The organism is Shewanella pneumatophori (assembly GCF_023283895.1).
GTDB classification, from domain to species: domain Bacteria; phylum Pseudomonadota; class Gammaproteobacteria; order Enterobacterales; family Shewanellaceae; genus Shewanella; species Shewanella pneumatophori.
Genome location: NZ_JAKILB010000001.1, coordinates 139536 through 152149, shown reverse-complemented (window position 1 = coordinate 152149; position 12614 = coordinate 139536). Strand labels below are relative to the sequence as shown.

Annotated in this window: 9 protein-coding genes; 7 read left to right on the top strand and 2 right to left on the bottom strand. The window is 42.4% G+C overall.

The window, feature by feature from the left end:
• The first annotated feature begins 45 nt into the window (after positions 1–45).
• The 3 genes from hppD to L2740_RS00675 all read left to right on the top strand — a co-directional run bounded on the left by hppD (position 46) and on the right by L2740_RS00675 (position 2358).
• Entirely contained in the window at positions 46–1086 is a 1041-nt protein-coding gene (hppD, locus tag L2740_RS00685; protein WP_248948025.1) for a 4-hydroxyphenylpyruvate dioxygenase, read from the top strand.
• 223 nt (positions 1087–1309) lie between these two features.
• On the top strand, positions 1310–1930 hold the full coding sequence (locus L2740_RS00680; protein WP_248948024.1) for a LysE family translocator: 621 nt from the start codon (positions 1310–1312) through the stop codon (positions 1928–1930).
• Positions 1931–1971: 41 nt separating this feature from the next.
• On the top strand, positions 1972–2358 hold the full coding sequence (locus tag L2740_RS00675) for a hypothetical protein (RefSeq protein ID WP_248948023.1): 387 nt from the start codon (positions 1972–1974) through the stop codon (positions 2356–2358).
• Positions 2359–2439: 81 nt separating this feature from the next.
• On the opposite strand, the gene L2740_RS00670 is transcribed toward L2740_RS00675, so the two are convergent.
• The gene (locus L2740_RS00670; RefSeq protein WP_275973903.1) at positions 2440–3744 is read right to left on the bottom strand and encodes a GNAT family N-acetyltransferase; all 1305 of its coding nucleotides are present in this window, start codon (positions 3742–3744) and stop codon (positions 2440–2442) included.
• A gap of 333 nt (positions 3745–4077) precedes the next feature.
• Here L2740_RS00670 and ggt point away from each other — a divergent pair, with 333 nt between their 5' ends.
• From ggt to L2740_RS00650, 4 genes are all read left to right on the top strand, one after another.
• Complete coding sequence (gene ggt / locus L2740_RS00665) at positions 4078–5787, top strand: gamma-glutamyltransferase (RefSeq protein ID WP_248948582.1); 1710 nt, start codon at positions 4078–4080, stop codon at positions 5785–5787.
• Positions 5788–5973: 186 nt separating this feature from the next.
• A complete protein-coding gene (gene rihA, locus L2740_RS00660; protein ID WP_248948021.1) occupies positions 5974–6933 on the top strand; it encodes a pyrimidine-specific ribonucleoside hydrolase RihA in 960 nt (319 codons plus the stop codon).
• A gap of 321 nt (positions 6934–7254) precedes the next feature.
• On the top strand, positions 7255–8277 hold the full coding sequence (locus tag L2740_RS00655; protein WP_420833495.1) for a catalase family peroxidase: 1023 nt from the start codon (positions 7255–7257) through the stop codon (positions 8275–8277).
• 363 nt (positions 8278–8640) lie between these two features.
• The gene (locus L2740_RS00650) at positions 8641–10884 is read left to right on the top strand and encodes a TonB-dependent receptor domain-containing protein (protein WP_420833494.1); all 2244 of its coding nucleotides are present in this window, start codon (positions 8641–8643) and stop codon (positions 10882–10884) included.
• A 117-nt stretch (positions 10885–11001) separates the two neighbouring features.
• On the opposite strand, the gene L2740_RS00645 is transcribed toward L2740_RS00650, so the two are convergent.
• Complete coding sequence (locus tag L2740_RS00645) at positions 11002–12576, bottom strand: methyl-accepting chemotaxis protein (protein WP_248948018.1); 1575 nt, start codon at positions 12574–12576, stop codon at positions 11002–11004.
• Positions 12577–12614 lie beyond the last annotated feature (38 nt).

Below are 12614 nucleotides of genomic sequence, written 5' to 3'. Positions count from 1 at the left end.
AAAGAATGACTGGTTTGTAGGATCAAATTGACAGAGGATATAACAATGGCAAGCGAACAAAACCCACTAGGCTTACTTGGTATCGAATTTACTGAGTTTGCAACGCCTGAACAAGATTTCATGCATCAGGTATTTATCGATTTCGGTTTTTCATTGCTAAAAAAATCAAAATCTAAAGAGATTTTGTATTACAAGCAAAACGATATTAACTTCTTACTTAATACCGAACGTAAGGGCTTTTCTGCTGAGTTTGCTAAAAGCCATGGCCCAGCAATTTGCTCTATGGGTTGGCGCGTTGAAGACGCACAGTTTGCATTTGAAGGCGCTGTAGCTCGCGGGGCAAAACCTGCTGATGATGCAGCTAAAGATATGCCATATCCAGCGATTTACGGCATTGGCGATAGCTTAATTTACTTTATCGATACTTTTGGCGAGACAGATAACATCTACGCTAAAGATTTCGAAGACTTAGATGAGCAAATCATCACTCAAGAAAAAGGCTTTATGGAAGTCGACCATTTAACTAACAATGTCTACAAAGGCACAATGGAGTATTGGTCAAACTTCTATAAAGATATCTTTGGCTTTACTGAAGTCCGTTATTTCGACATTAAAGGCTCACAAACAGCCCTTATCTCATATGCACTGCGCTCACCAGATGGAAGCTTCTGCATTCCAATCAACGAAGGTAAAGGTAACGATAAAAACCAGATTGATGAGTATTTACGTGAATATGATGGTCCAGGAGTTCAGCATTTAGCATTTAGAAGTCGCGATATTGTAGGCTCACTCGATGCAATGGAAGGCTCATCAATTCAAACTCTTGATATTATTCCTGAGTATTACGACACCATCTTTGAAAAACTGCCACAAGTGACCGAAGATCGTGAGCGTATTAAGCATCATCAGATCTTAGTTGATGGCGATGAAGACGGTTACTTGCTGCAAATCTTTACTAAAAATCTATTTGGTCCAATTTTCATTGAGATCATTCAGCGCAAAAATAACTTAGGTTTTGGTGAAGGTAACTTTACTGCACTATTTGAATCTATTGAGCGTGATCAGCAGCGCCGTGGCGTACTGTAAAACATAGATTTAGTCGTACGCTCAAGTTTTCGTATACACGCAAAATCCAAGCATAAACTTTGAGCAGTCAGCAACCTATGCAATAGACAATAAAACCAGCTTTTTAGCTGGTTTTATTTTATCTATCACTCAGCCAGTTTTTTCTCTACACTGTGCACCTTATTTAGCCCTTGTTGTTATTCGCTGCAGATCAGCTAAACAACCGAAGTACAGAATCTATACCATGCCTGATTTAGCCCTACTTGCCGTATTTTTACCTACCTTTTTCTTTGTTTCTATCACTCCAGGCATGTGCATGACCCTTGCTATGACACTCGGAATGAGTATTGGCTTTCGCCGCACCTTATGGATGATGCTTGGCGAGCTTGTCGGTGTGGCACTGGTAGCTATTGCCGCCGTTATGGGCGTAGCTAGCATTATGCTCAACTATCCTGAACTGTTTGCAATTTTAAAATGGGTTGGCGGACTTTACTTAGTTTATATTGGCGTCAATATGTGGCGTTCAAAAGGTAAAATGGCCATCATCGAAGGTCAACAAACCCCTAGTGTTGGCAATTTTGAGCTAATTTCACAGGGCTTTATTACCGCAATAGCTAATCCAAAGGGCTGGGCATTTATGGTGTCTTTACTGCCACCTTTTATTAATGTTGAACGTGAAGTGGCGCCACAACTTATGGCGCTTGTGAGTATCATTTTATTTACTGAATTAATCAGCATGATGGCGTATGCTGCGGGTGGAAAAAGCCTAAGAATATTTTTAAGCCGCGGTGACAACATCAAATGGATGAATCGTATTGCAGGCAGCTTAATGATTTTGGTTGGCGTTTGGTTAGCTGTAGCTTAAGCCAATAATAAGCACTAATTAACAGTATAAAGGTGAATAAAATGAACTCGTTTAAGTTGTTAATACTATTTGTAGCAGGACTATTTCTATCGGCTTGTACATCAACACCTCTTGTAGAATTAACTAAAGAACCTATCCCTACCAATAGTGCACAAAGTGTTGAGCAAGCAATCATTAAAGGTTGTCAGGCAAAAGGCTGGACGCCTGTTGTTGCCGATAACAATACCATTGATGCTTATATTACTGTTCGTTCTCATAAGGCACATGTGCAAATCACTTATGACGATAAGTTTTATAATATCAATTATGTCGATAGCACCAATTTAGACTACAACAACGGCAAGATTCATCGCAATTATAATAAGTGGATCTACAAACTTTCTGCGTCAATCCAACAACAATTTGGTACTCGTGCTCAAAGCTACTAAAGGCGATTTTTTTAAATGGCTTATCAGACTTTTGCTAACCTGCGCCCGTTAATTTAATCCCTTACAGTTAATCCCTTACACTTAGATGGGGGATTTATAGGGAAGTTTAAGCTTAATTTGCTGCATATAGGTTTTAATGTTCTCTGCTTCTTGCAGTGTAAAGCTGTGGATCGCTTGTCTAAACTCTTGATGGGCGATCTCGTGATTAGAATATGTCGCTACCGGCTCAAAACCCCGAGGCACCTTATGTTCCCCCTGCGCCCCAGCATCAAATACCTGTAAACCATGTTTAATGCAGTATTCAATGCCCTGATAATAACAAGCTTCAAAATGCAGCCCATCAACATCAACTAACGCGCCCCAATAACGACCATATAGGTGAGTGTTAGACTTAAAAAACAACGCCGATGCTATTAATTGTTGTTCACTATTGCTAACAACGAGCAAAGTAACCGCATCAGTTAAAGTTTGACCTAAGGTTTCGAAAAAAGTCTGATTAAGGTAACCATAGTGACCTGAGCGTTTAGCATAGGTTTGCTGATAACAGGCATAAAACTGCTGCCACAGTTCAGTCGTGATCTGCGCGCCTTCAATAAATTCAAAACTCAATTGTGCATCATTGACTTTAGCGCGCTCTTTTCTAATATCTTTGCGCTTTCTTGAACTTAGTGATGCTAAAAAGCTATCAAAGTCCAAGTACTGACGATTGAACCAATGAAATTGAGTGCCTAATCGCTGCAAACTGTTAGTTTGAGAAAGTTGCTCAAACTGCCCTTTAGGCAAAAACAAACAGTGCCAGCTAGAAAAGTCATATTCTGATAAACAACGATTAAGAGTATTTACGACTAATTGCCAAATAAGCGTTTGCTCTGATCCGGTTTTACTTACATCAATCCCTAAGCGTTTACCAGTAGTCGGTGTAAATGGGATCGCTGATAACAACTTCGGATAATACGCTAGCTGGTGGCGCTCATAAGCATCCGCCCATGCCCAGTCAAACACATACTCACCGTATGAATGCGCTTTAATATACAGCGGCATTACAGCGACTATTTCGGCTTTTTCGCCCTGCTGCTTTACGAGTAAATGCAGTGGCGTCCAGCCGGTTTTAGTGCAAACACTGTCACTAGCTTCAAGGGCCGATAAATACTCATGGCGATTAAACGGATTATCATCAGCCATTAAGTGATTCCAACAAGCCGCAGGGATCTTAGCTATCGTATCAACCAGCTCAACCTCATAAACTGCAGTGCTCACTTCACAAGTACTGGTTTCACAGGTGCTGCCAGCGCTAATACCGACATCACTACTATCGATGCTATTGCCAGTACTCATAGATGTATCGCAATCCTTTGAATCTGCTTTCCCATTATTGAGTTTTGCCAAATCATCTTCCTTGCTGGTCAATTGATAAAACCGACCTATAAATATCTCTGTGGTAACAGTGCCGTCGCCCTTAGCTAGGCTTGCATTTAGCGCCAATAAACGTCACATTGCGTTTACCAGCAGGTAATGACCTTACTAATTTGCAACACTATAACGAGTTACCGCAGGTTATAACAATAAAGAAAATAGCTTTTAGCTTACCAATATTTTGATCTAATACCACTGCAAGGACCCAACATGCGCGCTTTTAAAACCCGCTTGCTTAGACCTCAATCATCTCATGCGCAACCAGTTACATCTTATTCGTTTAAGACACTAGCATTTGCCATTTCAATGGTTATCCCTTTAACCACATTAACCGTTACCACAAGCGTTCCAGTCCAAGCTAAAGAGCCTTCGATTTATAGTCACATGGCGACAGCTCAACCAATTTGGGCTAAGCACGGCATGGTTTCAAGCCAAGAGGCACTGGCGACTCAAGCCGGAGTGGAGATTTTAAAACAAGGTGGTAACGCAGTTGATGCTGCGGTTGCGGTAGGTTTTAGTTTGGCAGTTACCCTGCCGCGAGCGGGTAATATTGGCGGAGGTGGATTTATGTTAGTTCACCTCGCTAATCCGAAAAAGACAATCGCGATTGATTACCGAGAAATGGCCCCAAGCTCAGCGCACCGTAATATCTTTATTGGCGACGATGGCGAACCCGTTAAAAAGTTAAGTAGAGAACACGGCTTAGCCATTGGTGTGCCGGGCACTGTAATGGGGATGGAATTAGCGCTGGAAAAATACGGCACTATGACGATGAAACAAGTAACACAAGCTGCTATTGATATGGCCCAAAATGGCATCGAAGTTACCCCTGATCTGCAATCATCCCTAGCAGGCCTTAAGCGCCGTATCGCCCAGTGGCCAAGCTCGGCAGAAATTTTTTATAAAGCTGATGGCTCAAATTACCAAGCTGGCGAAATATTAAAACAGCCAGAGCTCGCGCATTCGTTAGGGCTAATTGCAAAGTCAGGCAGTAAAGGCTTCTATCAAGGTGAAACCGCAGAAAAAATCGTTGCAGCGATCGGTGCTGCTGGCGGGATCATGACTTTAGATGACCTAAAAAACTATAAGGTTATTGAGCGTGAGCCTGTGGTGGGTGATTATCGCGGCTATCAAGTTGTATCTATGCCGCCTCCCTCTTCTGGTGGTATTCACATAATTGAAATGCTCAATATGCTCGAAGCGTATCCCATCGACAAACTCGGCCACAATACAGCCGCTACCCTGCATTTAATGACAGAGGCCATGAAGCGTGCCTATGCTGACCGTAGTGAGTATCTAGGTGATCCTGACTTTTATGATGTCCCCGTAAAAGCATTGATCAGTAAAGACTACGCCAAGCAACTTGCCAAACAAATATCTGCCGATAAAGCTACACCAAGCAGCGAGATTAAACCGGGTAAGCTCGCTCCATACGAGAGTGACCAGACCACACATTACTCAGTGGTAGATAAATGGGGCAATGCCGTTTCAAACACCTATACCCTGAACTTTAGTTATGGCTCAGGGCTTGTCGCCAAAGGCACTGGTATTTTACTGAATAACGAAATGGATGATTTCTCAGCCAAACCCGGAACCCCAAATGGCTATGGCTTAGTAGGCGGTGAAGCCAATGCAGTTGAAGCCAACAAGCGTCCGTTAAGTTCAATGAGTCCAACAATTGTGATGAAAGATGGTAAGCCTTATATCGTCACCGGTAGCCCTGGCGGCTCACGAATTATTACCACCACCATGCAGATAATCATGAACGTGATTGACCATAACTTGAATATTGCTGAGGCCACATACGCACCAAGAGTGCACCATCAATGGTTGCCCGATCTGTTACGTGTCGAGCATACACTTAATCAAGATACGCAAACGATACTCAAAGCTAAGGGACATGAAGTAAAGGTCAATAATGCGATTGGTTCAACTCAATCAATTATGGTTAGCGAACAAGGCATATTTGGTGCGAGCGACCCACGTCGTGCGGGTAGTCAAACACTAGGCTACTAACTTAACTTCACCTAATTAATCTAGGCCCCTATTAAATATAGGGGCTTTTTAATATCAGTAGTTAGCTAGTTACTATATGAGCAATCACATTCGCTCACACACAAAGCAAACGCTAAGTCACAGTTTTAATGATCATTAAAATCTAGGATGTTCAACAATCTATAAACGCAACTATGCGGAGAAATAATGAGCCCTACAACAATGCCAGCAAAAGCAAAACCAATTATTCTTGATTGCGACCCAGGCCATGATGATGCTATTTCATTGATTTTAGCCATGAGCAGCCAAGCGCTAAAGCCACTAGCAGTGACCACCAGCGCGGGCAATCAAACCCCTGACAAAACCTTAAACAATGCATTGCGCATTCTCACTCTAGTTGAGCGCCACGATATTCCTGTTGCTGCTGGCGCCCCTGAGCCATTAGCCCGCGAATTGATTATTGCCGACAATGTGCACGGTGAAAGCGGCTTAGATGGTCCAAAACTGCCCGATCCTGCATTTGAACCACTAACAATCTCTGGTATTGAGCTAATGGCGCAAAAAGTACGTGAAAGCGATGAACCTGTAACGCTCGTGCCTTCAGGGCCATTAACCAATATCGCACTATTTTTATCAACCTATCCAGAGCTACACAGTAAAGTTGAGCGCATAGTGTTAATGGGCGGCGCAGCAGAAGCCGGCAACTGGACTCCAGCAGCAGAGTTTAACATTTTCGTTGATCCTGAAGCTGCGGATATGGTTTATAAGTCAGGTATTCCTATCACCATGTGTGGCCTTGATATTACCCATCAAGCACAGATCATGGATGAAGATATCGAACGTATCCGAGTCATTCCAAACCCTGTGGCTAAGTGTGTGGCTGAGCTGCTCGATTTCTTCATGATCTACCATAGAGATCCAAAATGGGGCTTTGAAGGCGCACCGTTGCACGATCCATGCACTATCGCTTGGTTATTAAAACCGGAGCTATTTACCTCATACGACTGCTGGGTTGGCGTTGAAACTAAGGGCGAATACACTCAAGGCATGACTGTTGTTGACCGTTATCAGTTAACTAACAACCCGCACAACACTCAAGTACTTTGTAAGCTAGATAGACAAGGTTTTGTGGATTTAATTGTTGAGTGCTTAGAGGCTTATAACTAAAAGCAAATCTACTCACTACATACTTTATAACACTTTATGAATAGCCACATCCTCATTACGGAAGTGGCTTTTCTATATTAGCGACTCGAGTTTATATACTCACTTAAAATTACGATGCGACAAAGGTTTTATATCTAGCCCTTTGCCAAAGATCATGAATAGCCTCAATTCAGCGGACAAACACCCCAGCCTTAATAGCATTAGAGCGATTAAAACCAGTTTTAAATAATAAATCTGTCTTTGGCGAAAGATATTTTTAGCTGCTCCGTTCTATATTCCCAACGTATCACTTTGGGGCTTCATATTATGATAATAAACAACATGACTCACAGCACTATCGGGTTAAAAAAGCGCGTATCTAACGCTATCAACCCACTCATTCAGGTCAGTATATATACAGGCTTGGCTTTGCTATCCACAGCCACTATGGCCACTGAAAAGTCTATTCCAGAGCTAGTTGACGCAGTCAATGGCACGCCCGATACCGCAAGTCGGGAAGCAGGTAAGAAAGTAAAGCTACGCAACCACGCTAAAGGCTTTTGTACCTCCGGCATGTTTAAGCCAGCTGCGCAAATTAACAATCAATTCAACATTCCGTTTTTTGAACAGCAACAAATAAGCGTAACTGCTCGTTTCTCACTAGGTGGGACTAACCCACATGCATCGGACAAAGGTGCAGGTCGTTTTATGTCGCTAAAAATTGATGGTGATAAGGAAAGCCTTAACTTTGTCACATCGAATGCACAGTTATTTTTCGCCAGTAATCTAGAAGACTTTTTTACTTTTCAAACTAAAGTAAAACAAGGCGCAGAGGGAAAGCAGTGGCTTATCAACAACAAGCCCGATGCAAAAGCTTTTTTTGAATACGTAAGTCAACTGCCCAAAAGTAGCAGCTTTGCTACTAGTCGTTACTTTGGCGTAAACAGTTTCTTATTTGATAAACCTGATAACACCCAGGTCGCTGGTCGCTGGATTTTTGAGCCAGCTGCAGGTGAAGTTGCATTAACACAAGCAGAGCTTGCAACCCGTTCTGATGACTTCCTACAACAGGAATTGCTCAATCGAATTGAAACCACGCCTGCAGTTTGGAACCTATACGTAAAACTGGCAGATAGTAACGATATAATCACCGACCCTACTGTTCTGTGGCCAGAATCACGTCAACGAGTGTTGGTGGGGCAAGTCATCATAGATGGCAAACAAGACAAACAAACTAGTGTTCAACAATGCGATAAAAGCATTTTTAATCCAGTCTTATTACCTGAAGGCATTGCGCCATCAGCCGATCCTATTTTAAATGCTCGTACACCCGCTTATATCGAATCTTTTATTAGGCGTTTGTAAATTTCAAGAGTTTGCTCAGCATAAAGTAGCAGGCGGTTAGTCTCTGCCACTGCTACTTTTAATCACTTTCTATACTCGATAGTAGTGGCCTATTTACCATTAACGCCATTGCTAGCGCCGCTAATGTTAGTCTGCATTCAAACAGCGACTAGCTCAATCGCCCTTGCAACCTTTGTAACATAAGATCTTTATATGTAAATCACAAATGACAATCATTATCATCTAGTTGTTTTTACTTTATACTCGCCGCCATCATTTCTTACCAATGAGAATACTCTGGTGTTATCACGTCCTATTAAATTGTTTTCATTATCTTTTATTGCATTATCCATTCAATCTCAAGTCTATGCGCAGAGCCCAAAGATATCGCTCGCTGATGAACCGTCGGAGCAACAGTTAACGGCTGAAGCATCAAATAAAGTACTTGGTGCAGCTAAAGTTGATCCAATTGAAGTCATAAAAGTCACTGGGAGAGCCTACCCCCGCGAACTAAAACTCACTCCTCCTGGCACAGCCATTATTACTATGAAGGAAATTGAAGAACAGCAGTCGACACAATTTGCAGAACTGGTCGATGAATTGCCTGGTATTAATATCGACGGCGGCACACGAGTCGGCGGTGAACGAATTAATGTCTGGGGATTTGGTGATGAAGAAGATCTCAATCTTTATTTAGACAATGCACCACAAGGTTTTGAGCAATATCGTTACGGCTCATTCTTTATTGATCCCGATCTTATTAAGCAAGTTCAAGTCATCAAAGGTGCTCACGATGTTCGTTCTGGAAATGGCGGATTTGGTGGTTCAATGTATGTAACCAGCAAAAGTGCTGAAGACTTTTTAAAGCCGGGCGAGCACTTTGGCGCACGGGTAAAAGCCGGTTACAGCGACAATGATGATGAAAAACGCAGCTTAATCAGTCTATACGGTCGAGTTAATCGCCACCTTTCCGCTATTGTTAACTATACCTATCGTGATGCAAACGATACAACATTAGGCAAAGGCATATGGGGAGACAATATCGCTGATGAGGGGCAGCCGCCCGAATTTGATACTGGAGATGAAGATAAACTGCGTTATTCCGGCTATCGCCAAAATAGTCTACTGGCTAAAATTGACTTCGACTATGGTGATCACTTGCTGTCTTTGTCGATGACAGACTATACGGATGAAGGCCAAAAACCTTGGGCAAACCGTCGTGGTCAAATGCCGACAATTAGTGATTACAATATAAAAAAATATGGTGATTATGAAACTGCGCTATACGCAACTACTGCAGCTAACACCTATAAAGATACTAATTACTCAATCAATTATCGCTACACTCCAAGCAATGACTGGATTGATACGCAACTGGTACTTTCAACAAGTGATAATCAGCGTCATTGGGTACGCCCTGATATCGCATGGGAGAAAATGTATGTATCTGTAGGTAACTTTGGTCATGAATCTTGGCTTGATTACAAGCGCTCGTTTGTAGATATCAATAATACCAGCTGGTTTGGTGACAATAACCTTATTATTGGTCTGCAGTATTTGAGTTCCGATCGTGATTCTTTGGTTTATAACAAGACTTATGAAAACAAAGAAGCCAAAAACTTTGGCCTATATACGCCTTATTATCAACCAAGCGGCAAACAGCAGACATCAAGTGTGTATGCTGAGTTTAATTACCAAATAACCGATGATTTGTCAGTCAAACCTTCACTAAGATACGACCATATTCGTAGCGAAGGTAAAGGCAACTTAGCATCAGATTATAACGACTTCGCCGCCGGCCATGATTATAGTGCAGTTTCTCACTCAGGTTTGTCTCCTCGTTTAGGCGTTAACTATCAGTTTAGTGAGCAAACACAATTTAGTTTCGACTACGCTTATACGCTGCAAGCCCCCGTTATTGATGATATCTACACAGTTCAATACGCCAAAGCCAGCAAAGCAATTATGTCTAGTCGAGATCTAGAATTAGAACGTTTACATGCTTATAAATTAGGCATGACTCAAGTTAATAACGATTTATTTGCCAATGACGATGTGCTCTCAACTCAAATAACTCTGTATTACCACCAAGGTGAAAACGATATCGCCAAACGTTCTGGAGTCCATTCAGTAGAGCAAGCACAAGGTTACAACACTAACCTTGACGGTTATTACAACAAAGGTGCCGATCTCGTGATCAACTATCGGTACCACGATCTGTTTGCTGACTTAGACGCGTCCTACATTACAGGTAAACACAATGGCAGCTTGAAAGATTCAACAGGGGAAGATGAGTACCTTGCCGACTTAGCACCAACGAACATTGGTTTAAAGTTGGGTTATTACCTCACTAGTGACTTGATGCTAGCGTGGCGCGGAAAATGGTACGACAGCAAATCTGAAGATAAAATGCCTGTTGCCAGTAGCTTTAGAACTGATCAAGCAACGGATGCTTACTTTATTCAAGATTTCTATATTGCGTTCACTGGCGAGTCAGGCGTGCTAAATAACTGGGAGGCCTATTTAACAGTGAAAAATATAACCAACCAGTATTACAAACCTTACATGGGTGATGGCGTCGCTGCTGCGGGCAGAGACGTAAGAGTCAGCGTTGCTTATAAATTCTAACTCGGAAGATCTACGCGTATCATTTGCTAATGGCAAATTAAAGTTTAAAAGCCATTAATTAAAAAGGCGCAGCTTATAACAACTGCGCCTTTTATCAAATCCTTACATTGAATAGCTTTATATCTTACGTTGTACGCTCTGCTCCCAGAACTGCTGCGACAAATGGTTAGTTTTGGCCGATAAACGCAGTACTTGCTCACCGCGCTCTGCAGCATTTTGGGTCTGCTCTAAGCTCTCAAGCGACAGCTCACTGATAACCTGAATAGAGTGGCTAATCTCATTAGCCACAGTGGTTTGCTGTGTCATAGCGCAAGCATTTTCATCGCTCATCACATTCATTTTAACAATCGATGCTCTAAGGGCTTCGAATGACTCATCAACTTGTCTTGCTAAATCAACTGAAAGCGCTGCTTTTTGCTGCCCCGCTTCCATTGCTTTGGTCGCCATCGTTGTACTATCACGAAACTTACTAACAATCGCTTCAATATGCGATGTAGACTCACTAGTGCGACTTGAAAGCTGGCGCACTTCATCGGCAACCACAGCAAAACCACGTCCAGACTCACCAGCTCTAGCAGCTTCAATTGCGGCGTTTAATGCTAAAAGGTTGGTCTGCTCCGCAATGCCGCGAATAACTTCCAGCACTTTATTAATATCTTGGCTATCTTGCTCAATTGAGGCCACTACAGTGGCAAAATTGCCAACTTCGTCTTTTAGTTGATTAATTGAATCAATCACTCGCTCAAGTAGGTCATGACCCTGCTGCGCCGAAATATTACTGACTGACATCTCTTGCGCTGCACTATGAATGTTTTGGCTCACCTCACTGAAACTGGCGCTCATTTCTTCCATAGCTGTCGCTGCTTGACTGGTTTGCTGACTTTGGCTGTCAGCACGCTGGCGAGTATTGGCAATTGTATCGTTTAAGCTGGCGCTAAGGGTCTCAATTGAACCGGCAGAATCTGCCATACGCCCAACAACACCGCCGGTTTCGGTAAGTAGAAATTGCAAAGCAAAACTCACCTTACCAATTTCATCTTGGCGACCGGTAAATACTCCCGTCGCTAAAGGATCTGTAACAATACCTTGAGCCTGAGTGACAACTTGATTAAATGGTTTCAATATTACACTTAAACCTAACCCAGCAACCAAGCACATTGCTAATGCTGCGAACATGGGCGAGTACTGTGCAAGTACCACTGTAAACAAAACAGATAACATCGACCAAGTGTATAGCTTTGCACTAAAGCCCAATATCGGCTTTTTAAGCGCGGCCGGTTGTTTACCCTCTTTTACAGCTTTATAAATTGTTTGTGCGCGCTCAATCTGCTCAGGGGTAGCTTTGCGCCGTACCGATTGATACTCGTGAATTTTGCCATTCTCATACACAGGTGCAATATAGGCATTAACCCAATAATGATCGCCAGATTTTGTGCGATTTTTAACGATACCCACCCAAGGTTTACCCTGTTTTACTCTGTCCCAAAGCGAGCTAAAAGCCGCTTCAGGCATATCAGGATGACGCACTAGATTATGCGGTTGGTTTTGTAACTCACCAAAGCTATAACCACTAACGTTGATAAAGCCCTCATTAGCGTATTTTATATTGCCGTTAAGATCAGTTGTCGACAGTAAGATACAGTTGCCGGTTAAGGTTTTTTCAGTTTGAGTTACAGGTTGGTTATTGCGCATACAGGTAGGGTTTCCCGCTTATAAAAATCAGCGGTTAT

Bases quoted from the DNA above. Each gene is read 5' to 3' on its own strand.
- hppD (WP_248948025.1), top strand. From the start codon at position 46: ATGGCAAGCGAACAAAACCCACTAGGCTTACTTGGTATCGAATTTACT.
- ggt (WP_248948582.1), top strand. From the start codon at position 4,078: ATGGTTATCCCTTTAACCACATTAACCGTTACCACAAGCGTTCCAGTC.
- L2740_RS00675 (WP_248948023.1), top strand. From the start codon at position 1,972: ATGAACTCGTTTAAGTTGTTAATACTATTTGTAGCAGGACTATTTCTA.
- L2740_RS00680 (WP_248948024.1), top strand. From the start codon at position 1,310: ATGCCTGATTTAGCCCTACTTGCCGTATTTTTACCTACCTTTTTCTTT.
- L2740_RS00645 (WP_248948018.1), bottom strand. From the start codon at position 12,576: ATGCGCAATAACCAACCTGTAACTCAAACTGAAAAAACCTTAACCGGC.
- rihA (WP_248948021.1), top strand. From the start codon at position 5,974: ATGAGCCCTACAACAATGCCAGCAAAAGCAAAACCAATTATTCTTGAT.
- L2740_RS00655 (WP_420833495.1), top strand. From the start codon at position 7,255: ATGACTCACAGCACTATCGGGTTAAAAAAGCGCGTATCTAACGCTATC.